This is a genomic window from Rhodococcus sp. NPDC127593 (assembly GCF_042671975.1).
Classification (GTDB): Bacteria; Actinomycetota; Actinomycetes; order Mycobacteriales; family Mycobacteriaceae; genus Rhodococcus_F.
This window is the reverse complement of sequence record NZ_JBHXWI010000035.1, coordinates 76,076-100,991: the sequence shown is the minus strand read 5'-3', so window position 1 is coordinate 100,991 and position 24,916 is coordinate 76,076. Positions and strand designations below refer to the sequence as shown.

Here is a 24,916-nt window from a genome sequence, read left to right as displayed (position 1 = left end):
CAGGTGGTAGTCGCTGGACTACCGACCTGCACCGAAAGCGGCGAGGAGGCGCTCCAGCACGTACGGCCAGGGTATGCGCTCCTGCTCCAGCCGGAGATCGCCGTCGCGCAGCGACAGCAGGGCGGCGGTTTCGGACGCGGTGAGGTGCGACCCCTCGGTGAAACTGGGCGACTGTTCCCGGACCGCGAGATCCCGCCACCGATCCAGAGTCGCCGTATCCATCAACAGACTCCGCACGTGCGGAAGATGTCGGCGCAGACGATCGAGGATGGCGAACCCATGACTGTCGAGGTCTCCCCAATACCAGACTTCCGAGCCGACAACCCACGGGATTCCGGCCAACTCGTGAACCGTGTAGCCGCCGCCGTGCAGTGCCACGGTTCCCGCCAGCCGAGGCAGCGCATACAGCCCTTCTTTGTTCTCGAGAATCAGGGTGTGCGCGGGAGCCAGCGGCAACGCGGCGAGCTCGTCCAGCGAGGTCGCGAAGCGCCGCGGAGTTCCGATCAGTAGATCGGGATCGCACAGTGCGACGTCGCGCAGGTTCGGCATGCTCCGGATCCCGAGATCCCGGTGGCCGCGAACGCCGTCGATCAGACTCTCCACCGTTCCGCGATGCCGCGAGAGCCATTTCGTGTCCACCCCCGGAACGGGAAGCTGACGAATGAGATACCCGGAGTTCGGATGGTCGCTCAACCATCGCGCAATGGTGGTCAGCCTGACGAAGTCGTCGCCGTCCAGGTCGAGCCATTTCGCCGCGGTCGCGGCAACCGCGGCCGACAACGCCGGGGAGCCGGGACCGAGGCCGTGGACAAGTGCATCACGTCGCATCACCAGGGCGCGCCATTCGGTTTCGCGGCCACCCGCGGACGCAATCTGGCCGGCCCCGGCCAGTGTCAGCCGCACCGGCACCTCCTGGGTGCCGAAACTCGGCCATCGCCGCGTCGCCCACTCCACAAGGCCGGCGCCGGTATAGGCGCGCCAGGCACGTACCCAGGCGACAACCGTGTCAGGATCCTCGGCAATCTGCGGCTCGGACGGCGGATGCAGCGCAACCGTCAGCGAATCCTGTTCGGCGAGTGAGGGGTCGGCCAGCCAGCGACGGCGGCGACTGTTGTAGGCGGTCCGTGCCTTCGTCGCGGCTGCGGGCGGCAGAACGCACCGTGTGCTCATGTACCAGTCGCGTCGTCGAATTCGATGAGACTGAGTTCGGTGTGCATCCGGTCGCGGATGCTCACGGTCGCAGCGCCGCCGATGTACTCCTCGAGTGTGCCGAGCAACTTGAGCGGGGTCGCCAACACCATGTGAAAACCGAACTGCGCGAACACGTCCAAGGCTCGACGTGTGTAGGCGGAGTCGGCGCGGTCGAACGCCTCGTCCAGGATGACGGTGCCGTAACGGGGAAGGTCCGCGCCGTCGGGGGCGAGCTGATACCGCAACGCCGCCGCCAGGCAGAAGAACACGAGTTTCTGGGCCTGACCGCCGGACAGCCCTGAGCTCGAATCGTGGTAGTTGCGAGCTTCTCCGGCGCCGTCGACCTCGACGCCGATGAATCCGACGTGCAGGCGAGTGTCCAGAACCTGGCGCTGCCATCGCTGATCCGCGGGCTCCTTCGATGCCAGACGCTCCAGCGCAGCCGCCATCCGCCCGAATCGTTCCTCGGCCGCGGGGCGCTGCTCGATGTCCCATCCACCACTCGTGATCCGGGTCAGGTCATCCAGGAAGTCGGCCGCCGCCGGCGAGCGTCGCTCGCGGACGTCGATGCGCAACCACCGGTCGGTGTCGAACGCGGAGCGGTGCAGCGAGTCGTTGACCGGATCGATGCGGGAACGGATCTCGGCGGGCGCCTTACGGATCGTGCGAGCGAGTTCGCCGATGTTACGGTGCGACTGGTCGTGCAGCAGCTGGAAGAACCGATCCTCGTACCGGGGAAGACCGTCGGAGCGCAGGCGTTGGAGGATTGTCAACGCATCGTCGACATATTCGGCATCAACCCTCAACTCACCGCCGCGGGCCTCCCATCGCGCCAGATACTGGGACAGGATCTTGATGATCGACGCGCCGGCGGCGGACACCGCGTTCTGCGCCTCAGCCCCGTCCCTATTGATGCCCTGGCTGACCTCGAACAGGGCCTTGTCGATGTTGTCCGACGTGACCCGCCGCGCGAACTTCCGGAATCGCGCCTTGATCCGTGCGGCAACGGCCGCGGGAGCCGCATCGTTCGCGTCGAGTTCGGCCTGCGCGATCCTCGTCTCGAGTTCCGTCACCGCGGTCCGATGCACCGTCAGAGCGGTATCGGCCTGACGCCGGGCCGCGTCAGCCTCGTTTTCCGCCTTCTCCGCGAGCTCGAGGGCAGCCGACAACGCAGAATGCTCCGGGTTGTCCTGCTGCCAGGAGTCGAGACGGTTGTCCACTGCGTCGACGGCGGCCTGCGCAGCGCGGACGTCGACATCCGTCCACTCCGCATCGAGGATGGTCTGTGCAGCGCGATTCTGCAGGGAGATCCGCTGATCCTCACGGTCCAGCGCGTCGAGTCGGCTCGTCGCACCTGCGATCGTGACGTCGAGATCTGCAATTCGTCGGCGGATGTCTTCGAGTTTGGCTTCGTTGTCGAATCCGAGGACCCACCGCCGTCGGTCGTCGATGCGGTTGCGATCATCCTTCTCGTGCCGCTCCGCGGAGTGCTTGACCTGCCCGGCACGTGTCACGGCCCGGGGGTGGTCCGCGAAGCCGGCCGCGGTGTCGATGCATGCATAGTCGTAGCGGTCGGCGAGATGGTGGTGGATCCACGCGGCGAGCGGACCGTCGGCGACATCTATTCGTCGCACCAGCGACAGCGCTCCGGTCTTCGGCACCGTCGGCGATATGGCGCCGACCCGCACTCTGCGGTACACGAGGCGTGCGCCGAGGTGGGTGGCATCGACGGCAGCGGCAACCGCCGGATACACCTCTTCCGGGACGAGCAGGGTGCGGCCGAGGCCGCCGAGGACTCGCTCTATGGGTCCGGTCCACTCGGAATGCTCGTCCCGCACCGCGATCAACTCGCCGGCGAACGGCACAGCGTCGTCCGATATGCCGGCGGTGGAACAAATCGACTCGCGGGCACGTAGCAGACCCGGATCGATATTTGAGCGTCTGCGGGCGACGATCTCACGATCGGTGATCAGCTCGGCGCGCTCCCTCTGTGCGGTGCCGCGCTGTTCGGCGAGCGTGTAGCGGTCACCGAGCCGGTCCTCGTGTGCGGTGGTTGCCTGCCGTAACTGGTCCTCGAGTTGCCCGCGCAGTCGCGTGAACTCCTCCGCGGTCTCCGGAACGGTTCCGTCCCAGGCCGACACCGCCTCGGCGATCTGATCTCGCCTGGTCCGCACACGCGCCAGCATTTTCATTTCTGCGTCTCGTTGCGCGTGCAGGGTCGCCAGTCGGCCGCCCCCGACGCCTTCGAGTTTCACGGTCAGATCGAGGGTTTCCTGCCGTGCACGTTCCGCTGCGGCGGTGGCTTCGCTCGCACCCGCCTCCAGCAGTGGCGTCAGGGCGTGGCGTTCGGTGAGTTCCCCGCGCAGGAGAGACAGGGTCATCTCGGCATGCACCGCGCCGAGATGTGCGTTCTCCTCGTCTGTGTCGCGAAGGGACTGAAGCCCGCGCCGCCGGGTATCGGCGAGATCGACCAAGGGTGCGAGCATCTCCACCTGCCGGCGCGCGTCCACGACGACGCGGTGCGCCTCCTGCAGGTCGTGGAATTGGTTGACCGCGCGTTCGGCCATCGCGAAGGTATTCGGGGTGTCGAGCATGTAGTCGCGGAACAACTGGTCGAGGCTACCGAGGCTTTTCGCCGACAAGGTGCGGTGCAGCAGGCGCTGAGCCCCTTCCGACGAGATGCCGAGGCGGGAACGGAAACTCCGGGCGAACGGCCCATAGGCTGGGCTGACGGTTGCCGCCGGCCACCGTTTCCTGATGGCCCTCGTGTCGATACCGCGGGTCATGAACGACGCGAAGTCGGTCAGGTCGAGTTCGTGCTCGAGAATGAGATGGACGTGACTGACGTCCGCCACGGCGTTCTGCCCCCGCCCCAGATGCATGAGCTTGATGAGGGTGATCGGCGGATCGTCGGTGTCGGCGCGGTAGGTCAGGGCGATGCCGCTCCACGTCGCGCCGGTGCGCAGGTAGGAGGCGACCAGACCGTCGGTATCGGCGCCCGCCTCGCGTCGCCACGCGCCACGAATGTACGTGACGAAGTTGCGTCCCGAGTTCGTGGCCTCCTGCGCGGCCGCATTGAAGCGGAGTTGATTGCCCGGGACGAGCACAGCCGAGATGGCGTCGATGAGCGTGGACTTGCCGGAGCCGGAATTGCCGGTGATCAGGAAACCCTTGCGGGCCACGGAAAGATCGTGGTGGCCGTGCAACGTGCCCCAGTTGACGACTTGTACACGCGCGAGACGGCGCTGACCGGGATGGATCACTGTGTGTCCTCCTCGAGAATGCGCCGGAACTCCACCTCGACGAGAGCGACCTGTTCCGCGTCGAACAGCTGCCGCAACACGGGGGAGACCTCCATCCGGTCGTCGGTCGACGTCTTGGTGAGCAGCGAGTACTTGTCGAGCTTCTTCCACGATGCGTTGACGCGCTTCGCGTAACCGGCTGGGTCGGTGTCGCCGGCCGCGCGATACATCTCGAGCTGTTCGCGCAGTTCGTCGAGATCGACGATCACCCGTTCACCAGGTTGCGCACGCAGCAGTCGTTGCCGCAAGGCGAGCAGCATGACCGTGTCCATGAATGTCAGACGCTCGGTGCGGAGCACGGTGGGAGTATTGGGGTCACCGGTCTCGGCGGGGCGGGTGAACGCCAGCTCGTTCTCGTCGTCGATGACGAGATCGAGAAAGACGTCGGCGAGGCGGGACCGCAGGATGCGCTCGTCCCGGATCACCGCGCGCCACACCTCGGGATGCCGCGCCGCGGTGACGAGAGGACCCTTGAGTAACTGCACGAACGCGCGGCGCGTCTCGAGGTCGAGTTCGCCGGTGTCTCCAGGGAAGGGGCCGCGGGTCGTCGGCTCGTCGTTCATGTCGGGCTCCCCGTCGGTTCGAACGCCGGACGGCTGGTGAACTCGTCGTCGGCCGGATCGAACAGGCGGCGTCGAATCGTCGCCCGCCGTGGAACTCCGGCTCCCGAGATCCACTCGATGTCTTCGGTGCCGTCGATCGTGTGCCCGTGGTGGGTGGCGAGGACGATCAATCCAACCGCGCTCGCGAGTCCTTGAGTCGCCGGATAGTCGCGCAGGACATCCCCGATCGTGGCGCGACCGTGCGCGCGCAGCGTTGCCGCGACGTTGTCGGTCAATTCGTCCATATCGATCTCGGATTCTCGGACGAGTCTTCGCAGTTCGTCGAGATCGACGGTGCCGGCGTCGTTGGTGAGCACCGGTTCGGTGACGAGGTTGTCGGCGGGGTTGTGCAGGCGAAGAGCCGCGACCGATTCGAGGCTCATACCCACGCGCACCAGCTCGAGGTCGAGCACGTCGTAAGGTCGGCGACGCGTGGCCACGGCGACAGCACTCTGCTGCGCGCTGCGCAGCAACCGCTGCAGCCGGCGGTGTTCCTCGTAATGACGTGACTGGACGAAGTGGCGCAAGGACCGAGACAGGGACGTCATCGTCGAATGCACTTCGGAGCCAGCGGTTTCCATCTCCGTCAACAACGCCCTGAACCGCCGTTTCTGATCGTTGGTCAACCTGGCGGCAAACGGCCGCTGCAACACTGCATCGATCCACTCGTCCATCTGAGACGACCGGGCCGGATCGAGAATCATGTCGTAGAACGCGGTGAAGCTGCGGCCGGCATCGGAATCTCCGATCAGGTCGACCCCGCGGAACACGTCTCCCAGGGTGTCGCCACGGTCACCCTCGTCATCGAGGATTCGGGCCCGCAGGTCGCGGTTGAGTTCCTCGAGTTCGGCGCGGACCCGGGCGAAGTCCGCGGGTACCTCGGAGGCCAGCGCGAGAATCTCGGCAGAACGCTCGACGGCGCGGTCGCCGTCGAGGACCGGGAAGACTCCCGACTCCACTGCTGCGATCTGCTGGTCGACGGATGCGCGTTCGGTCAGCAGCGCGGTGAGACGAGTCTCCGTGCGGGGATCGGAATCACGTGCGAGTGCCTGCAACTGGGTGGAGAGCGTGGTCAGGCGGGATTCGGTCGCGGAACTCGCCTGACTGGTGAAATTCGCGACGAATGCCATCGCGGCGAAGGCCCCCTCGGTCGGTTCCAGAGTCTCCTCACGGGTACCGGCCGCTGCTCGTCGGAGCAGATAACCGGACCGCACCCATTCGGTGCAGTACGCCTGACCGGTTCGCGGGAAGTCGAGACCCTCGTCGCGCATGGTCTGAAGGTCGGAGTCCAAGAGTGCGAAGAGTTCCGGAGCCGGGAGGCGGCGGGTCCCATGGTCGAAGTGCCGGCCCAACAGAGCCAGAATTGCCGGTGCGGTATCGGCGCGCAGCAATGTCCACGCAGCGTGGTCCTGGCGCAGGCGAAGAAGCCGATGGACGTCGGCGGTGATGGACATCGAACTCCTTTCGTGGTGGCGACCATGCTGTCATGGGTGACGGGCTGACGATCAACCCGCGCAGGCCGCGTAATCGACTCATTCGGCGATTCGTTCCCGCCCGCCACTGAGGTCCGCCAACTCTGCCGCCACCCGGCCCGCCTGCCAGCCATGCGCATTTGTCACCGAATGCGAGGTCGTGACGACCGAGGGGAACTGCTTCTCGAACACCGAACCCACCGCCTCGCTGCGCTCGGCCATGATTGGCACCAACTCCTTGCCGTACTGACTGGACGCGTCACGGCCGGCTTGTTCCCGGGCGATCACCAGTCGTTCCCCGATCCGGGTGGCAAACGCGAGGAGGAACGAGCGGCGGAAGCTGGGTGAGCGTTTCACCCGGTCACCGCCCGCCTCGCTCAACGCGTGGGAGGCCTGAACGAGCAGCGAGGTGAACAGCATCTCGCTGAGATCCAGATCGACGGGCATCCCGACCATGCTGACGAGGCCGAATCGTTGGTGCCAGAGCACGCGCACATTGTTGGTCTTCGCCACACAGTGCAGCAACTGCACCTTCGCTTCGGGGTACGGATTGTCGACGAGCAACCGGCGGGTGACCACCTGATCGCTCAGCGAGGTGTGTGCATGCGCGTCGATCACGGCGCTGTCGATCGCATACCGGGTCATCAGATCCTGCGCCTTCGCCGAAAGGGTCTCCGCTTCCTCGGCGAACGTGGTCGCTTCGGCCTTGGCCAGCAGGCCGCGGATGCGGGAGAGCACCTTGGGTTCGGCCCCGCGATTGGCGGGCCGTGACGCCGCCGCCCCCGTCACCCAGTCGGGTGGGGTGGCCATCAGTGGCGTGATGGGGACCAGGTAGTTGCAGAAGCCGAGGAGCGAAAGGATCGCCGTCCAGGTGGCCGTCGGCTCAGCGTTCTCTGCCGCACGCCAGGCGGACAGTCGACCGCGGGCAGGTGCGTCGTCGGCGCCGATGTTCAGCTCGTCGAGCTGCTCGCGCCACGGCTCGGGGGCGCTCTTGTGCGCCGAGGTGCGGCTGGCATGGGAGCCGATCGCAGCGACCGTCAGCCGGGCGGTGCGCGCACCGAATTCCCGGCGCACCGCGTGCACCAACTCGGCCGGCTGCCACCCCGAGGCGAACGCGTGGTCCATCGACGCGTCGAGTAATTGTGAGACCCGGTCCAGGGCAGCACCGGAAACGGGGGAACTCTCGAGCTCCGCCAGGTTGTCGACCGTCCGGCGCAGCGACTCCGCATTCGTCGACGGCCCGAACGCGAACTCGATCCCCGCGAAGATCAACGATTCGGCGTCGATCTCGTGACGGAACTCACGATGTTGCCGGGCGCCGTCACGTTGCTGCTTCTTACGCTTGCGTGCGGCCCGGTTCTGCTGGCTGTTGCGGCTCACAGCGACTCCTCACTCGGGGTGAACTCTGTCCTACGTCATCGGGCAGCGGACCGGCCGCGCGACCGGTGGGCTGTTTCACGCGCCCGGTCGGCGTGGTCGAGCAGCGCGACGACGGTACGGGGCTGGTGGTCGCTCCGTCGAACATCGCCGGTCACGCGCGCTAACTCCGCTTGTACCGCCGCATACCGGCCCTGGGCGACAGCGAGCAGAAGCCTGTTCTTGGTCGATTCGGGCAACTTCGCGATGTGCTTGCGCAGTGCCGCGGTCGCCTGGGCCTTCGAGGGCAAGGCCGAACTGGCCTCGCGCGCCGCGGCCAGCAGATGGGGGTCGATCCGAAGATAATCGGCGAGCGCCTGTTGTGGTCCGGTGAGGTCACCGAGACCGGCGGGCACTGCGGGCTCGAGTTCGTGCTCCGACTCGGTCTCGAACGCGTATTCGTTGTGTTGCGCCGTCCCGATCGCAGCCAACCATCCGAGGTACAGCGGACGCAGGTCACCCATCGTGATCTCGTCGCGCACGCGCGCGAGGGACGCCATCCAGCCCTCCGCCTCTTCGGTGAAGTCGGCCGAGTCGTCCTCGCTGGTGAAGTCGAAGACGAAGTGCTTTCCGGTCGCCTCGGCCGTGAGGTAAGGGTCGACCGTGTAGTCGTCCGCAACTCCCGAGAGCGCCTCAGCCGGTACTTTCACCATCAGACGGCGGGTGCCCCAATTCGTGACGTGGATATGCAGGTCGTAGCACTTGTGCATCATCACGCGTGGATCGCCGCGGAAATCGCCGAAATGATACGTATTGGTGAAGCTGGTCGGCGTTATCACTGCCCTGGTCGACAGCTTGCGTACCTCGGACTGCATCCGCGCATTCAGCGGCTTGTCGACTGCGAGGAACTCGAAGTATTGATACTCGCTCACGAGGTCTCCTCGATGCGAATCGGTTCTCGGGGGGCGAGCACATTCCTATCAGAACTCCCCGACAGCATCGGGGGTCCGAGGCGAGGCCCGTCGGCCCGCGTCACTCGAACAACCCGCGGAGGTCGTCGGCGTCGAGGCTGGAGCTGAGCAGGGAGTCTGCGTCCATCACGCTCGCGAACAGCGCCGACTTCTTCGCCTTCAGCGCCATCACCTTGTCTTCGATCGTGTCCTTCGCGATCAGCCGATACACCATCACGTTCCGCGTCTGCCCGATGCGATGAGCCCGGTCCACGGCCTGGGCCTCGGTGGCCGGGTTCCACCACGGGTCGAGGATGAAGCAGTAATCGGCTTCGGTGAGGTTCAGCCCGAAGCCGCCCGCCTTGAGGCTGATGAGGAACACCGGGGCGGCGCCCTCCTTGAACTCGCGGAGCACGTCCCCTCGACGACGGGTGCTGCCGTCGAGGTAACTGTGCGCGATCCCGGCGTCCGCGAGCCGGTCGCGGATCTTGCCGAGGAACCCGGTGAACTGGCTGAACACCAGCGCCCGGTGACCGCCCGCGACGACGTCGGCGAGCTGCTCGAGCAGGGCGTCCACCTTCGCGGACGGGATGTCGTGATACTCGGCGTCCACCAGGCCGGCGTCGAGGCTCAGCTGCCGCAGCAGGGTGAGCGACTGCAGGATCGTGAAGCGGTTCTTGTCGACGTCGGCGAGCAGGCCGAGGATCTTTTGCCGCTCACGCTGCAGGTGAGTGTCGTAGACCTTGCGGTGCCGCGGGTGCAGATCGACGTCGAGCACCTGCTCCTGCTTGGCCGGAAGATCCTTCACCACTTGTTCTTTGGTGCGGCGCAGCATCAGCGGTTTCACGCGGCGGCGCAGCTGCGCCAGAAGTTCGGTGTCGCCCTGCTTCTCGATCGGCTTGCGGTAGTAGTCGGTGAACCGGGCCGGATTCGGGAACAGTCCCGGGGCGGTGATGGACAGTAGCGACCACAGCTCCATCAGGTTGTTCTCCATCGGTGTGCCGGTGATCGCGAGCTTGAACGGGGTCTCGAGCCGGCGAACGCACTGGTAGATCTTGGACTGATGGTTCTTGGTGAACTGGGCCTCGTCGAGGATCAACCCCGACCACGCGGACTCCGCGTAGGCCTCGAACTCCAGGCGGAACAGGGTGTACGACGTGACGACGATGTCGGCGCCCCGGACCAGTTCGTCGAGGGGGACGCGCCGGCGGGAGCGGGTGTCGGAGATCGCGATGACGTTCGCGCCGGGCGCGAAGCGGGCCGATTCGGACTCCCAGTTCGACACGACACTGGTGGGGGCGATGATGAGGAACGGCGGCGCGTCCGGGTTCGACTGCCGCGCATGGCAGATCAACGCCAGCGCCTGCAGCGTCTTGCCGAGACCCATGTCGTCGGCGAGGATGCCGCCGAGCCCGTGCTCCCACAGGAAGGCCAGCCAGCGGAACCCCTCCACCTGGTACGGGCGCAGCCGGGCATCGAGCGTGCTCGGGACGTCCGCGGGCCCGACGGTGGTCGGCGCCATCAGACCGTCCACCTGCTGCCGCCACTGCGTCGCCTGACGTTCGACGGTGCCGAGCGCGGCGAACTCGTCCCACAGGCTCGCCTGGAAGCGGCTCAGCCGCAACGTCCCGTCGGCGCGGTCGCGGAGGGCGCGCGCCTCGTCGATCAGCTTCCGCAACGTGTGGAGTTCGGGCTTGTCGAGGGAGAAGTAGGCGCCGTCGGGCAGCAGCAACTCGGACTTCCCCGCGGCCAGAGCCGAGAAGACCTGGTCGAACGGTACGTCCCGGCCCTCCACCGTGAAGGTGACGCCGAGATCGAACCAGTCGGTGCCGCCCTCGGATGCGGTGACGGAGACCCCGATGGCCAGGGAATCGCCGGCCTCCCGGTAGTCGGCCGCTTCGCCCACGACGTCGATCGCCACGTCGGACTTGCCGTGGAGCAGGGGCAGGACCTCGGTGGTGAACCGCATCGTGTCGAGTCCGCGCAGTGCCGTCGATTCCGGGCCGCTCGACCCCAACCCGTATCTGTCCCAGGCGATGTCGAGCTCGTCGAGCAGTGCGCGTTCGCGGGCGTCGTCCCGGTACTCGTCGCCAGGGGTCCGGACCGTGAGCGGCGCGCGATGCTCGTCGTCCCCGACGGTGTACAGCCATTCCCAGTCGACGGTGACCTCGTGGTCGGGGAGATACGACGCCCGCATCACCAGGGTGGGCTCGGAGATCTCGGGTGGGACGAACGAGCCGTCCGAGGAGATGACCGTGGCCAGGTTGCGCAGCTTGGGCAGGAAGTCCGTCAGGAAACGGGACTCTTCGGCGGCGGGAACCTCGATGGGTGTGCGGCGGCGCACGAGATCCTGCAGGGGAGCGGGAACGGTTGCGTCGAGCCGGGCGAGGTGAATGCGGTCGTCCGCGTCGACGTAGAACAGGCCGTGGGCCCGGACGCCGATGAAGCCGACGGTCACTGCGTCGGCAGGCTCGCCGTCGACGCGGACCACCGGCCGCACGACGAGCGCGCGGGTGGCGTCGTCGCGGGTGGCGTCGAGGCAGACCTCGGCCGAGCGGTAGGGGGCGAGCGCGCCCAGACGCTTGGAGGAGTGGATGAGCTCGACACCGACCCGGGCCGCCTCGTCGAGCAGCGACCACAGCTGGCGGCTGGCGAAGACGCCGAGGTCGAGATCGGTGTGGTTCTGGCGGCGGTAGGTCAGACCCCCGACGGACAGCAGGTGGATCTCGTGCAGCACCCGGATCTGCTCGGCCGGATGCTGGAACTGGCTGCCCAGCTTGTTCCACGCCAGCCCGCCGACGATCCAGCCCTTGCTGCCCGGCTGGACGGGCCGCACCAGCAACTGAGGTGCCGCACCGGCAGCCGACGCCTGGACCCGGAACTGGATGGCGAGCGGCGAACGCCCTACGGAATCACCGAACGGATCGGCGGTGAGCAGGGAACCGAGGGAGCGTTCCCACGTGGGCGCGACCGCCGCCTGGGCCTCGGACCTCGCCTGACGCATCGCGGTGATCAGCAGGGCGGCGACGTGCTTGCAGTTCATGCCGACCGGACACGTGCAGATCCCGTACCGGTACACGGTGCGGCCACTGCTGGAGACGATGAACGCCGACGCGGAGTACGGCTCCCTCGCCGTTCCCGCCACCTGGCCCCACAGCTCCTTGGCCGCCGGATCCCACGACATCTGGATTACCGCGTTGTCGCGGGCGTACTGGTCGCCGCGGTTGTATGTGGTGGTGCCGAGGACCGCCTTGATCGACGCCACGTCGATGTCGCGCAAGTCCCCGGGAAGCATGGCCACAGAGTAGTCAACCGATCCGACAGGTCCCCGGGGTGCGGTGACTCCCACCCCAGGGTTCCTTGTTCCGCGCCTCACCCGATCGCAGACTTCGGTGCGTCGGGGGAAACCCAGCGATCGGAGAGAACACCATGGCCGAGATGGTCGAAGCACACCAGACACACCGCACCGGTGGAGTCGCGCGAACACTGATCACCGCGTACGGAACGGTCGTGTACGTCACGTTCCTGGTCGTGTTCCTGTACGCGATGGGATGGGTCGAGGGCCTCGTGGTGCCTCACACGATCAACGACGGTCCCGACGCCCCCGTAGCCGCCGCCGTGGTCATCGACGTAGCACTACTGACGGTCTTCGCAATGCAGCATTCGGTGATGGCCAGGCCCTGGTTCAAGAAACGCTGGACCAGGATCGTCCCCGAACCGATGGAGCGCTCGACCTACGTACTGTTCGCCACGGCCGCGCTGGCGCTGATGATGTGGCAATGGCGTCCGCTGCCCGAGCAGATCTGGGACGTGGAGACCAGCTGGGTCCGCGCCGCGATCTACGTCGTGTCGCTCGGCGGGTGGGCCCTCGTGCTGGCGGCGACGTTCGCCATCGACCACTTCGATCTGTTCGGGCTGCGCCAGGTGCTGCGGAACCAGAGCGGAAAGTCGGCTCTGCCCAGTCACTTTCGGACGCCGGTGCTGTACCGGGTGATCCGGCACCCACTGTATGCCGGCTTCATCATCGCCTTCTGGGTGGCGCCGACGATGACCTGGGGACGGTTGCTGTTCGCCATGGGGACCACCGGCTTCATCCTGGTGGCGGTGCGCTTCGAGGAGCACGATCTGGTCGACACGTTCGGCGACGACTACCGCACCTACCGCTCGCGGGTGCCGATGCTCGTCCCGAGGGTCGGCTCGGGAGGGCGGTAGCGTCACAGACCGCCGGCGACGTCGATGGTCGTGGCGGTGACGTAGGACGCCTGGTGGGACAGCGCCCACAGCACCGCTTCGGCGATCTCCTCGGGCTCCGCGACCCGGCCGAGTGGCACCTTCCCGGCCACTCGCCCGGGTCGTCCCGGGTCGCCGGCAGCGGCGTGGATGTCGGTGTCCGTCGTACCGGGAGCGATACCGACGACGCGGATGTTCGCGCTCGCCAGCTCCCGTCCGAGTCCCGTCGTGAAACTGTCCACGGCCGCCTTGGACGCCGCGTAGCCGACGTATTCGCCGGGGGCGCCGGTGCGGGCCGCGATCGAGCTGAGGTTGACGATGACGCCGGGGCGCGCTGTCCGGATCCAATGCTCGGCCGCCGCGCGGGCGTAGGCCATCGCCCCGAAGACGTTGGTGTCGAACACCTCCCGCACCACCTCGTCCGGGGTGGTGAGGAACGTGCCGAGCGGGCCGGTGGTCCCCGCGTTGTTGACCAGCGCGACCAGCTGGCCGCGCTGGTCGGCCGCATCGACGACGGCGACGGCCTGTTCCGCGTCGCGGACGTCTGCCCGCACCGCGGTGGCGCGGACTCCGCAGTGGTGGACGAGTTGCTCGGCGGCCTCGTCGTCGTTCTGGAACGTGAACGTCACCTGATAACCGCGATGGACGGCGAGGCGCACCACCGCTGCGCCGATGCCGCGGGATCCACCGGTGACGAGGATGTGTTCGGACACGATACGAGCGTATCCGGGCGATCAAATGCGGACCAAAACTGACCGCTATCGGCTCTACGGTGAGTGAAACCGATACGCCGACGCAGGAGGACCGCATGACCGTCAATCCGATTCCCGAGGGCTACACCACCGTCACGCCGTGGATCATCTCCCGGGACACCGCGGCGCTCATCGACTACGTGAAGGCGGCGTTCGACGGCGAGGAACTCGGTCGGATGGTGGGCGAGGACGGCACCATCGGGCACGCCGAGGTGAGGATCGGGAACGCCGTCGTGATGATGTTCGACGCGCGACCGGACTGGCCGCCGACGCCCGGGTTCCTCCGCCTGTACGTCGACGACGCGGAGGCCGTGCTCGCGCAGGCCGTCACCGCCGGCGGCACGCTGGTGACGACGGCGACGCACCTGTTCTGGGGCGACCTCGTGGGACGCGTCCGCGACCCGTTCGGCAACCTCTGGTGGGTCCAGACCCACATCGAGGACGTCGACGAGGCGGAGATGACCAGGCGCATGAGCGATCCGACCTTCACCGCCGCAATGGAATACGTGCAGAGCGCGGACTTCTTCCCAGGACGATAGCCCGGGTCAGCGGTTCGGCCTGCCGAACGTGATGCTCGGCGCCGTCACGGTGACGGACGCGATCCGGACCGCCACGCCGGAGGGCTTCGTCGGCTCGGCGTCGATGATCGTGGGGTGATAGTCGACCTGCTCGGGCGACTGACGGGCCGGCGCGAACACGCTCCGGACGACACCGATCGGCGTGCGGGCAATCGCGTCGGCCGACTGCTGGATCTGTTCGAGCGTCCGGAACACCGTGTCGAAATTGTCGGACCGCTGGGTGGTGCTCACCGCCTCGACCACCGGCCGCATCGTCCGCAGCAGGAACACGACCTCCTCGAGCAGTTCCTCGGTGAGCCGGAGGATGTGGAACGACGTCTTCGCGACCTCGATCGGCACGGTCACGGCGCACACGGCGACGCGGACGGGTCCCTCGGCGGCCGAGGCCGCCTTCCTGAAGGTGCGCTCGACGGGGGACGGCACGAAGCGAAAAACGAACGTCACCAGCCGACCCCCTCACAGTGCGGCGTCCTACCTGTGCCGGGGAGGTTACCGCGCACACGCTCGCCCCGCAGGACGAGCGAGCGGCGTCAGCCCGGCAGCAGGGCCCGCACGGCGTCGATGGTGTCGGCGTCGGCGGCCGTCTTGTCGGGGCGGTAGCGCAGGACCCGCGCGAACCGCAGCGCGAGGCCGCCGGAGTAGCGACTGCTGACCTGGACGCCGTCGAGTTCGATCTCCACGACGAGGTCGGGGTGCAGGTACACGGTGTGATCGTCGCGGCTGCGTTCGTGGCGCGGGAATTCGTCCGTCTGCCACTGTAGAAGCGCGTCGGTGAGGCCCTTGAACGTCTTGCCCACCATGATCGGTTCGCCGCCGTCCGGATCGCGCGCCCCGAGGTGCAGGTTGGACAGGTAGCCGGTGCGCCGCCCGTAACCCCATTCGGCGCCGAGCACCACCAGGTCGAGTGTGTGCTCCGGTTTCACCTTCTGCCAGGCGCGGCCGCGTCGTCCCGCCGCATAGGGTGCGGTGAGCGATTTGACCATCACTCCTTCGTGGCCGGCGGCCAGCGCGTTGTCGAAATGGGTTGCGGCGCTGTCGCTGTCGGGGCGGATGAGTCCGGGAATGCGGTGTTGCGGGGCAACGCGTTCCAGGGCCCCCAGCCGCTCCTCCAGGGGCGCGTCCAGCAGATCGACGCCGTCGAGGTGCAGGCAGTCGAAGAAGTAGGGGTGCAGCAGCAGGTCGCGGGCGGACTCGGCGCCGAAGCGGCTCATCGTTTCCTGGAACGGTCGGGGACGGCCGCTGTCGGTGAGTGCCAGCGTTTCCCCGTCGAACACCGCCGACGTGCAGGGCAGGCCGGCGACGAGTGCGACGAGTTCCGGCACGCTGCCGGTTATCTCACGGAGGGTGCGGGTGAAGATGCGCACCTCGTCGCCGTTGCGGTGCACCTGGATCCGCGCCCCGTCGAGTTTGTATTCGACGCTGACGTCGCCGCCGAGTTCGGTCCACGCGTCGGCGAGTGATTCGGCGGGGGACGCCAGCATCGGCCGGACCGGACGACCCACCTCCAGCCGGAACGCGGTGAGGGCGTCGACACCGCCGTCGAACGCCGCGACCGCCGTTGCGGGCAGGCGCCCCGACAGCATGAACGCCCGGCGCACCGGTTCGACGGGCAGGTCGGCGGCCGCCGCGATCGCGTCGGTCATCACCCCCTCGAGCGCGCCCTGGCGAAGGTCGCCGGTGAGCAGTCGCAGCAGGAAGTCCCGCTCGTCGGCGGTGGTGCGGGCGAAGAGGTCCGCGAGCAGTTCGCGTCGGCGGGCGGCGGATCCGGAACCGGAGATCCCGGCGACGGCGGTGACGGTCCCGTCGAGTTCCGACACCGTCACGGACGGGACGTCGGCCGGGGTGGCGGGAATGTCGGCGAGTGTCCGCCAGCCGATCCCGATCCGGCCCTGCCGAAGCTCCCCGGACAGCCACGCCACCACCGGTTCCACCTCCGCCGGCTCCAGTTGGGTGAGGACCTCACGCAGCGCCCCGACCTTCACCTTCCGCGACCGCGTGGCCCCCACGTCCCGGGACGTCGCGACGATCTGCGAGAACAGCACACCCCGACGGTAACCGGAACGTCCCGTGGGCGGTCAGAATCCGCCTGATCGAAACGCTGGGCGGACCGGACGGTCGTTCGTAGGCTATCGACGATGAGCACCCCACGTCGCCGGCCGCTGAAGACGGTCACGGGAGTCAGCGGCGCCGTGAGCACCTATGCCGCCGCCATGGATCCGCAGCAGTCGACCGTCGCGTCGTCGATCGAGATCGCGAAGATCGCCGAGGCGAACAAGTTCGACGCGCTGTTCGCCGCCGACCTGCTGAGTTTCGGGGCGCAGGGGGCGATCGGCGCGCAGGAACCGCTGATCTTCCTGTCGGCGCTCAGCGCCGTGACCTCACATGTCGGGCTGATCGCAACGGTGACCACCACGTTCCACCACCCCTACAACCTCGCGCGGCTGTTCGGCACCCTCGACCACGTCAGCAACGGCCGCGCCGCCTGGAACGCCGTCACGTCGTCATTGGGCGAGGAGAACTACAGCGACCGCGACCTGCCGAGCCCCGAGGAACGCTACGCCCGTGCCACGGAATCCCTCGAGGTGATCAACGCGCTGTTCGACAGCTGGCAACCCGGGGCGCTCACGTCCGACGGCGCCGGGGGAACCACGCTCGACGCCGATCGAGTGCGGCCGATCGACCACGCGGGCACGTACTTCACGGTGAAGGGTCCGTTGAACATCCCGCCGCTGCCGCAGCGTCGTCCCGTGCAATTCCAGGCCGGCCAATCCGCGGCCGGGGTGGAACTCGGTGCCCGATTCGCGGAGGTCGTGTTCACGTCGCTGCCCACCCTCGAGGACGCCGTCACCTACACCAAGGGCATCCGGGGCGCGGGCCGCCGAACTGGGCCGCGCCGACGGGCTGCCACTGATCATGAGTTCGTTCCACGCCACCTACGGTGAGTCCGAGGAGGAAGTGCGCCGGCTGGTGCGGGAACAGGAGGAGGCGACGGACCTCGACGCCGGCCGGATTCGGCTGGAAGACATGCTCGGTGGCGACCTCGACCTGTCCGGACTGCCGCTCGACAAGCCGATCCCGGCCGACGTCCTGCCCGACGTGCGGTCGGTGAACCGCCGCCGCGGCAGGGTCGAAATCTTCAGCCGACTCGCCGCGACCGGGCGGACCCTGCGGGAGCTGATCATCGCATCCAAGGACACCGGCCACTGGGCGGTCGCGGGAACACCCGAACAACTCGCCGACGCCGTCCAGGAACGGTATGACGCGGGTGTCCTCGACGTCATCTCCGTTGGCGGGCTCGCCGAGGAACGGACCCGGGACTTCGTCGTCAACGGGCTGCTGCCCGAACTGCGGCGTCGCGGAATCGTCGGCAACGACTACGTGGGCGGCACGTTCCGGGACAATCTGGAACTACCCCCGCTGCCCCCTCGGGACTGACGGCGTCAGTTCTCCACCTCTGTGCCGTCCACGACGATCCGCACGCGGTCGGGATAGAACGACACGTGGTCGTCGATGCCCGACGCCTCCGCGGTGGTGAACGGGTAGAACCAGGCGGCATCCTCGACGGGCTCGGAGCCGTCCGCCCCGGTGAACGACAGATACGACGCCGTCCCCTTGTACGGGCAGGACGTCCGGGTGTCGGAGGCGGTGAAGAACTCGGACCGCACGTCGAGACGGGGAACGTAGTAGCGCACCGGCAGCGACGTCTCGAACAGCAGCCGCGGGCGGACCGCGTCGGCGACGAGCGTGTCACCGATGAACACCTCGACGTGCCGGGACGACGGCAGCACGTCGATGCGGACATACGGGTCGCGGGCATGGACGAATACCTGCTGATCCTCCTCGTACCAGGCGTCCATCCTGTGCCAGTAGAACGCGACGTACGGGCTGAGGTCGAGGGAATCCTCCAGTTTTACGTCGTAACCCCACACCGATTGCTCGGCGCGGCGGTCGCCGACGACGAGATCCCAGTACCGGGCCTTGCCCTTCCACGGGCAGGTCGTCGTCGCGTCGACGGGCTCGAGGAGGTCGAAGTTCACGTCCTCGCGGGGAATGTAGTAGACGGGCAGGAGCCCCTTCTCGAACAGGTACACCGAACGGGTGGTGTCGGCGACCGCCTGACCGCCGAAGAACACCCGGATGCGCTTGTGATTGGGTTCGATCGAGATGCGGCCGTTCTCCGCGAACTGCTGGGTGGCGGCGGCATGCGTGAGAGCTGTGGACATCACTCCATGGTGGCACCTTCGGCGCCCCGTGCGCCTTTTTGGTAGTCAGGGCGACCGGAACGGCGCACGGGTGCAGAGCGCCGCGACCCCGGCGGTCACGACCCACACCGTGAACGGGTAGAGGGCCAGGCGTTCGGTGATGCCGAACGGTTCGCCGGAGAGGAGGATCGCCGCCATTCCGACTAGCCCGACGAGGCAGCAGAGACCGGTCCAGAGGGCGAAGATGCGCCAACGTTCGTAGAGCGCGATCGCGATGACGATCATGGCGGCGTTGCGTGCCAGGAACGTCGGACTCGCGACCAGCTGGTGCAGGTGGGCGTCGACGTTGATGGGCGCGACGCCCGTCAGAGCCGCACTGACGGCCGCCAGACAGAGCAACGTCAACGCGGCCCGGCGCAGGCGTCCCGGTGGGAGGAACTCGCGCAGGCCCACCGCTCCCGCGACGATGAGCACCCCGGTCAGCACGAAAGCGCTGTTGATCACCGTGTGCAGCGGCGAACAGAGCCGGGCTGCGGCGACCTGGGCCGCGGAGCCGTCGCAGCCCGTGACACCCAGATTGCTGATCGAATTGACCCGCACCTCGTACGGCCGCGGCCAGGCGCGCGCGGTCACGACCTCCGCGAGGAAATACAGGGCCATGAGCACCCAGGCCGTGGCTCCGACCCGCACAGCGAACAGTCGCTGGGCGGGTGAAGACGTTCGCGGGGCGCTCACCCCTCCGAACCGTACCCGGCTCACCGAGAGGATTGTTGACAATCTTCGGGAGCGGCTCGACCATGTAGCCATGGCCCCGTTGACGAGAATTCCGGTAGCTGACTCCGAAGAGACGGGACAGATCGACGCGTGCCTGAGCTGACACGTCCCGCCGCCGACCTGCACGCCGAGCTCGCCGAGCTGGGCATCGACCTCGACACCGGATCGCGGCGGCGCGCCGAATACTCCTTCGACGCCTCCAATTACCGGGTGCCGCCGCTGGCCGTGGCGTTTCCGCGCAGCGCCGGCGACGTGGTGGCGATCGTCCGGGCGTGCACCGACCGCGGCATCCCCATCACCAGCCGGGGCGGCGGTACGTCACTCGCGGGCAACGCGATCGGCCGGGGAGTGGTGCTCGACTTCTCCCGGCACATGAATGAGGTGCGGGCCGTCGACGCGTCCGCTCGAACCGCCGTCGTCGAACCCGGCATCGTCCTCGCGGACCTGCAGAAGGACGTGCAACTGGCGACGGACGGCGCGTTCACCTTCGCGCCCGACCCGTCCAGCAAGTCCCGCGCGACCGTCGGCGGTGCGATCGGCAACGACGCCTGCGGCAACCACTCCGTCCGCTACGGCCGCACGTCCGATCACGTCGTCGCACTCGACCTCGTGACGGCGAACGGACACCGGCTGACCGCCACCCGCGACGGGCTGCGCGCGACCGATCCGGAAGACAAATCTGCGGTGAGCGAGGCCGAACGGATCGCCGCTGGACTCGACGAGCTGACGCAGGAGCATCTCGGCGACTTCCGGCTCGAACTCGGCCGCATCCCGCGACAGGTGTCGGGATTTCACCTGGCGAACCTGTTGCCCGAGAACGGCTTCGACGTCGCCCGCGCACTGGTGGGAAGTGAGGGGACGTGCGCGGTGATCGTCGCCGCAACCGTCGCGCTGGTGCCGGTGCCGCCCGCGGCGATGCTGCTGTGCCTCGGCTACCGCGACCTGGTGGACGCGGCCCGCGACAACGCGCTGATCCTCGCGTACTCGCCCGCCGCGATCGAGGGTATCGACTCGGCGATCGTCGACACCATGCGGCACCTGCGCGGCGCCGACTCCGTGGTCGGGCTGCCCGACGGCGAGGCCTGGCTGTACGTCGACCTCGACGGCGAGGACCTCGCCGAGGTGAAACTGCGCGGGGCCGAACTGGTCTCGAAGCTGCGGGCGGCCGGACGGCTCGTCGACTCGCTGGTGGTCGGGGACCCGGCGGAACGCGCGTCGCTGTGGCGGGTACGCGAGGACGGCGCCGGACTGTCGGCCCGACTCGTCGAGGGCGGCGAATCCTGGACGGGCTGGGAGGATTCCGCCGTCGCACCCGACCAGCTGGCCGACTACCTCGTCGACATCAAGGCACTGCTCGCCGAATTCGGGCTCACCGGCGTGATGTACGGGCACTTCGGCGCCGGCTGCATGCACATCCGCATCAACTTCGACCAGCGTACCGACGAGGGCCGGGACGTGATGTCGCGGTTCATCCACCGCGCCGCGGAACTGTGCGTGCGGTTCGGGGGATCGATGTCGGGGGAGCACGGTGACGGTCGCGCACGGTCGGCGCTGCTGCCGATCATGTACACCCCCACCATGATGGCGGCGTTCGCGACGTTCAAACGGCTCTGGGATCCGGCGGCCGTGCTGAACCCGGGCAGCATCGTCGACCCCGAACCGCTGCTGGGCAGCCTCGCTCTCGACGGCGTGAACCCGCGGTCGTGGCAGACCACTTTCGACCTCACCCCCACCAGCGACGTCCCCGTCGCAGCGTTCGTCCACGCCGTCCAGGGCTGCATCGGGGTGGGCCGCTGCCGGGCGTCGACCGGCGGGGTGATGTGCCCCAGCTTCCGCGCGACAGGCGACGAGAAGGACTCCACCCGCGGCCGGGCCCGCGCCCTGCAGGAGATGGTCCGTAATTCGCCGACCGTCGCCGACGGATGGCGCTCCGAGGACGTGAAGGAATCCCTCGACCTCTGCCTGTCCTGCAAGGCGTGCTCCACCGACTGCCCGGTGGGCGTCGACATGGCCACGTACAAGTCCGAATTCCTCGACCACCACTACCGCGGCCGGGTGCGTCCGCTGTCGCACTACTCCCTCGGCTGGCTGCCGGTCTGGCTGAAGATCGCCGAACGCTCGGCCCCCGTGGTGAATCGGCTCACCGCGGGCCGGCTGGCGAAGGTCGCGGCCAAACTGGGCGGGCTCACCCCGCACCGGTCGATGCCGGAGTTCGCGTCCCGCAAGCAGATCCGCCGTGAGGTCGGGGAGACGTCGCAGTACGGCACCGCGGACGTCGTGGTGCTCGCCGACACGTTCACCCGCGGGTTCCGTCCCGAGGTGGTCGGTGCCGCGTCGCGGGTACTCGCCGAGGCGGGCCTGAGCTCGCAGTGCCGCAGTGACGTGTGCTGCGGGTTGACGTGGATCTCCACCGGACAGCTGAAGCAAGCCAAGAAGACCCTCGCCAAGGCGGCCGAACTCCTCGACGACGGCACCGATCGTCCCATCGTCGTCCTCGAACCGAGCTGCGCCGCCGCGTTCCGCAAGGACCTGCCCGAACTCGTCCATACCGACGCCGCCCGACGCGTCGCCGCCCGCGTGCAGAGCTTCGCCGGCGCGGTCCTCGAGCGCGCACAGGCAGGCTGGACCCCGAGCGTGACTCTGCCCGACGACGTCACCGTGCAGACCCACTGCCACGAATACGCCGTGTTCGGCGCCGCCGGCCAGCGGAAGGCCCTGCAGGCCGTCGGCGTCCAACGCGTGCGGGAGGCCACCGGATGCTGCGGCGTCGCAGGAAACTTCGGGTTCGAGGCCGACCACTACGACCTCAGCATGCAGGTGGCGGAACAGGCACTCGCCCCCGCACTGCGCGACAGTCCCGAAGACGCAGTCGTGCTGACCGACGGATTCAGCTGCCACATGCAGGTGCGGCAACTCGACCCGTCCCGATCGTCGCAACACCTCGCCCAGCTGCTCGACCCCGCACCACCGTCGAAACCCGAACCTCAGAGCGGAGACTGACATGTCGCAGTTGTCGATGACCAGTGAACAGCGCGAGAAGTTCCTCGCCGACGTGCACGTGGGGGTGATCGCCGTCGACCGCGACGGACGGGCCCCGCTCACCGTGCCCATCTGGTACGGCTACGAACCCGGCGGCGACGTATACGTCTGGACCGGTCGCGGGTCGCTGAAGGAGCGGCTGATCCGCGCCGCCGGCCGCTTCAGCCTCGTCGCCCAGGACGAGAAGCCCCCGTACCGGTACGTCAGCGTCGAAGGTCCCGCGGAATTCGACGAATCACCCACCGCAGACGCCGTCCGCGGACTCGCCGCCCGCTACCTGCCCGCCGACGAGGTCGACGGGTTCGTCGAGCAGGCGTACGACGACAACGCGATCGTCATCCGCATGCGGCCGGAGCACTGGCTGAGCGTCGACTACGGGAGAGGCGCGTAGCGCCCGTGCGCCTTTTTGGTAGCTGGGACAACCAGAAAGGCGCACGGGCGATTCGGTTCACGTTGATTCTGACGATGGCGGTGTGGGCCGATGTGCGGAAGCGTTGAAGGGCAGTTGTTCCGCCTCGACAGGAGCGCCCTTCATGACCGAACTTCTCGACCTGAGCACCGACGTCCTCGTCATCGGCGGCGGCCCCGCAGGAACGTGGGCCGCCCTACGCGCACGGCAATCCGGAGCGGACGTCGTCCTCGTCGACAAGGGGTACTGCGGAACCAGCGGCGCCACCGCGCCTTCGGGCACCGGCGTCTGGTACATCGACCCCGATCCGTCCGCGCGGGCGAAGGCCAAGGCCAGCCGCGAAACGCTCGGCGGACATCTCGCCGACCACCACTGGATGGACCGCGTCCTCGACCAGACGTACGCGAACATGAACCTCCTCGGAGAGGAAGGCCGGTACCCGTTCCCCGTCGACCCCGACACCGGCAGGCAGATCCGCACCGGACTTCAAGGGCCCGAATACATGCGACGGATGCGGGCGTGGGTCAAGAAGGCCGGGGTCCGGATTCTCGACCACTCGCCGGCCCTCGAACTGCTCGTCGACACCGACGGGCAGGTGCGCGGTGCGGCGGGCTACCAGCGCCAGGACGACCGTGACTACCGGATCACCGCCGGCGCCGTCGTGATCGCGAGCGGCGGTTGCGCGTTCCTGTCCCGCGCACTGGGCACCAACGTCGACACCGGCGACGGCGCACTGATGGCCGCCGAGGTGGGTGCGACGTTCTCCGGCATGGAATTCTCCAACGCGTACGCGATCGTCCCCGCCAACTCCACCATCACCAAGACCGCCTACTACGGCTACGCCACGTTCTTCCACGCCGACGGACGCGTCCTCGAGGGCGCCGGCTCCACCAAGGGGCGTTCGGTGATCGCGAAAACGCTGCTGTCCGAGCCGGTGTTCGCGCAGCTGGACCGCGCCGACGACGACGTGCAGCGCCAGATGCGACTCGGCCAGCCCAACTTCTTCCTGCAGTTCGACCGTCGCGGCATCAACCCGTTCACCGACCGCTTCGAGGTCAGCATGCTCGCCGAGGGGACGGTGCGCGGAACCGGCGGCATCGACGTGGTGGACGACGCCTGCGCCACGTCCGTCCCCGGCCTGTTCGCGGCGGGCGACGCCGCGACCCGCGAGCGCATCTGCGGCGGCTTCACCGGCGGCGGCAGCCACAACTCGGCGTGGGCGATGTCGTCCGGCAGCTGGGCGGGCACGGGGGCCGCGCGCTTCGCGCGAACCGAACGTCGGGTCCGGGCGGGCGATCTGCGTCCCGCCGGCAGGGCCGGACTGCGGCCCACACAGCGGTCGGGGCTGGAGGCGTCCGCCGTCGTAGCGGCCGCGCAGGCGGAACTCATCCCGTACGAGAAGAATTACCTGCGGGACGGTGCGCGGGTGCAGGGTGCGCTCGACGAACTGGAGTCGTTGTGGACGGCACTGTCGCTGGGGCTCGGCGGCGAGTCCGGCGACGACCGCGTCCGGGCCCGTCAGGCCGCGGCGATCACCGCGGTGGGCCGGTGGATGTACCACTCGACGCTCGCGCGGACGGAAACCCGCGGCATGAGCAAGCGCGCGGACTACCCCGACCTCGACCCCGCGCAGCACCACCACGTGCTCACCGGTGGGCTGGACGAGGTCTGGACCACGACCGGCGCCGCGCGCAGTGGGCTGTTGCGGGTGGCCTCGTGATCGAGGTGCTGCTGGCCGACGCGTGCATCGGCTGCGACAAGTGCGTCGACGCGTGCCCCATCAACGTGTTCGACCGCACCGATACCGGGATCCCCGTGATCGCGCGGCAATCGGACTGCCAGACGTGTTTCATGTGCGAGGCGTACTGCCCGGTCGACGCGCTCTACGTGGATCCGCAGTCCACGCCGCTCGTCGACGGGCAGCACATCCCGCAGGACCACATCGGCCGGTACCGCGAGAAGCTCGGCTGGGGGAAGGGGCGTGCCGCAGGCTCACTCACGGCTGTCGGGCCGTCCCTGCCGCACGGGGCGCCGCCGCCAAGGCTTCGCCCGTGAGTGC

At 68.1% G+C, this 24,916-nt stretch carries 18 protein-coding genes and 1 pseudogene; 7 read left to right on the top strand and 12 right to left on the bottom strand.

The window, feature by feature from the left end; all coding sequences use genetic code 11:
• Positions 1 to 18: 18 nt before the first annotated feature.
• The 7 genes from ACFVJ3_RS29675 to ACFVJ3_RS29645 all read right to left on the bottom strand — a co-directional run bounded on the left by ACFVJ3_RS29675 (position 19) and on the right by ACFVJ3_RS29645 (position 12,168).
• Positions 19 to 1,170, bottom strand: coding sequence for a DUF3322 domain-containing protein (locus ACFVJ3_RS29675; RefSeq protein WP_378455464.1), 1,152 nt, complete (start codon positions 1,168 to 1,170; stop codon positions 19 to 21).
• Positions 1,167 to 4,454 (bottom strand): ATP-binding protein, encoded by a 3,288-nt coding sequence (locus ACFVJ3_RS29670; RefSeq protein ID WP_378455463.1) that lies wholly within the window; start codon positions 4,452 to 4,454, stop codon positions 1,167 to 1,169. The genes ACFVJ3_RS29675 and ACFVJ3_RS29670 overlap by 4 nt, the downstream gene beginning before the upstream one ends.
• Positions 4,451 to 5,056: a DUF4194 domain-containing protein gene (locus ACFVJ3_RS29665; RefSeq protein WP_378455462.1), complete on the bottom strand. Its 606-nt coding sequence runs from the start codon at positions 5,054 to 5,056 to the stop codon at positions 4,451 to 4,453. The genes ACFVJ3_RS29670 and ACFVJ3_RS29665 overlap by 4 nt, the downstream gene beginning before the upstream one ends.
• Positions 5,053 to 6,549: a DUF3375 domain-containing protein gene (locus tag ACFVJ3_RS29660; RefSeq protein ID WP_378455461.1), complete on the bottom strand. Its 1,497-nt coding sequence runs from the start codon at positions 6,547 to 6,549 to the stop codon at positions 5,053 to 5,055. Before ACFVJ3_RS29660 ends, ACFVJ3_RS29665 begins: the two co-directional genes overlap by 4 nt.
• 78 nt (positions 6,550 to 6,627) lie before the next feature.
• Complete coding sequence (locus ACFVJ3_RS29655; protein ID WP_378455460.1) at positions 6,628 to 7,947, bottom strand: DUF2786 domain-containing protein; 1,320 nt, start codon at positions 7,945 to 7,947, stop codon at positions 6,628 to 6,630.
• Between the two features lie 35 nt (positions 7,948 to 7,982).
• Complete coding sequence (locus tag ACFVJ3_RS29650; RefSeq protein WP_378455459.1) at positions 7,983 to 8,855, bottom strand: hypothetical protein; 873 nt, start codon at positions 8,853 to 8,855, stop codon at positions 7,983 to 7,985.
• A gap of 100 nt (positions 8,856 to 8,955) precedes the next feature.
• Positions 8,956 to 12,168, bottom strand: a complete 3,213-nt coding sequence (locus tag ACFVJ3_RS29645; protein WP_378455458.1) for an SNF2-related protein — start codon at positions 12,166 to 12,168, stop codon at positions 8,956 to 8,958.
• 134 nt (positions 12,169 to 12,302) lie between these two features.
• Here ACFVJ3_RS29645 and mddA point away from each other — a divergent pair, with 134 nt between their 5' ends.
• On the top strand, positions 12,303 to 13,085 hold the full coding sequence (mddA, locus tag ACFVJ3_RS29640; protein ID WP_378455457.1) for a methanethiol S-methyltransferase: 783 nt from the start codon (positions 12,303 to 12,305) through the stop codon (positions 13,083 to 13,085).
• Between the two features lie 2 nt (positions 13,086 to 13,087).
• Here the strand turns inward: mddA and ACFVJ3_RS29635 are convergent, their stop codons facing one another.
• On the bottom strand, positions 13,088 to 13,816 hold the full coding sequence (locus tag ACFVJ3_RS29635; RefSeq protein WP_378455456.1) for an SDR family oxidoreductase: 729 nt from the start codon (positions 13,814 to 13,816) through the stop codon (positions 13,088 to 13,090).
• Positions 13,817 to 13,911: 95 nt separating this feature from the next.
• On the opposite strand from ACFVJ3_RS29635, the gene ACFVJ3_RS29630 reads away from it, so the two are divergent.
• Positions 13,912 to 14,394, top strand: a complete 483-nt coding sequence (locus ACFVJ3_RS29630) for a VOC family protein (RefSeq protein WP_378455455.1) — start codon at positions 13,912 to 13,914, stop codon at positions 14,392 to 14,394.
• A 6-nt stretch (positions 14,395 to 14,400) separates the two neighbouring features.
• On the opposite strand, the gene ACFVJ3_RS29625 is transcribed toward ACFVJ3_RS29630, so the two are convergent.
• Positions 14,401 to 14,877: a hypothetical protein gene (locus ACFVJ3_RS29625; RefSeq protein WP_378455454.1), complete on the bottom strand. Its 477-nt coding sequence runs from the start codon at positions 14,875 to 14,877 to the stop codon at positions 14,401 to 14,403.
• Between the two features lie 86 nt (positions 14,878 to 14,963).
• A complete protein-coding gene (locus ACFVJ3_RS29620) occupies positions 14,964 to 16,475 on the bottom strand; it encodes an ATP-dependent DNA ligase (protein ID WP_378455453.1) in 1,512 nt (503 codons plus the stop codon).
• Between the two features lie 93 nt (positions 16,476 to 16,568).
• On the opposite strand from ACFVJ3_RS29620, the pseudogene ACFVJ3_RS29615 reads away from it, so the two are divergent.
• Positions 16,569 to 17,868, top strand: a pseudogene (locus ACFVJ3_RS29615) (NtaA/DmoA family FMN-dependent monooxygenase).
• A gap of 5 nt (positions 17,869 to 17,873) precedes the next feature.
• Here the strand turns inward: ACFVJ3_RS29615 and ACFVJ3_RS29610 are convergent.
• Together ACFVJ3_RS29610 and ACFVJ3_RS29605 are read right to left on the bottom strand one after the other, a co-directional pair.
• Positions 17,874 to 18,656, bottom strand: a complete 783-nt coding sequence (locus ACFVJ3_RS29610; protein WP_378455452.1) for a DUF427 domain-containing protein — start codon at positions 18,654 to 18,656, stop codon at positions 17,874 to 17,876.
• A 45-nt stretch (positions 18,657 to 18,701) separates the two neighbouring features.
• Positions 18,702 to 19,442: a DUF998 domain-containing protein gene (locus ACFVJ3_RS29605; RefSeq protein ID WP_378455451.1), complete on the bottom strand. Its 741-nt coding sequence runs from the start codon at positions 19,440 to 19,442 to the stop codon at positions 18,702 to 18,704.
• Positions 19,443 to 19,499: 57 nt separating this feature from the next.
• Here ACFVJ3_RS29605 and ACFVJ3_RS29600 point away from each other — a divergent pair, with 57 nt between their 5' ends.
• The 4 genes from ACFVJ3_RS29600 (at position 19,500) to ACFVJ3_RS29585 (ending at position 24,912) form a co-directional block, all read left to right on the top strand.
• A complete protein-coding gene (locus ACFVJ3_RS29600) occupies positions 19,500 to 22,409 on the top strand; it encodes an FAD-binding and (Fe-S)-binding domain-containing protein (RefSeq protein WP_378455450.1) in 2,910 nt (969 codons plus the stop codon).
• A gap of 1 nt (position 22,410) precedes the next feature.
• Positions 22,411 to 22,839 carry a pyridoxamine 5'-phosphate oxidase family protein gene (locus tag ACFVJ3_RS29595; RefSeq protein ID WP_378455449.1) on the top strand — a complete coding sequence of 143 codons (429 nt, stop codon included), beginning with the start codon at positions 22,411 to 22,413 and terminating at the stop codon, positions 22,837 to 22,839.
• A 142-nt stretch (positions 22,840 to 22,981) separates the two neighbouring features.
• On the top strand, positions 22,982 to 24,577 hold the full coding sequence (locus ACFVJ3_RS29590) for an FAD-dependent oxidoreductase (protein WP_378455448.1): 1,596 nt from the start codon (positions 22,982 to 22,984) through the stop codon (positions 24,575 to 24,577).
• Positions 24,574 to 24,912 (top strand): 4Fe-4S dicluster domain-containing protein, encoded by a 339-nt coding sequence (locus ACFVJ3_RS29585; protein WP_378455447.1) that lies wholly within the window; start codon positions 24,574 to 24,576, stop codon positions 24,910 to 24,912. The genes ACFVJ3_RS29590 and ACFVJ3_RS29585 overlap by 4 nt, the downstream gene beginning before the upstream one ends.
• The last annotated feature ends 4 nt before the right edge of the window (positions 24,913 to 24,916 follow it).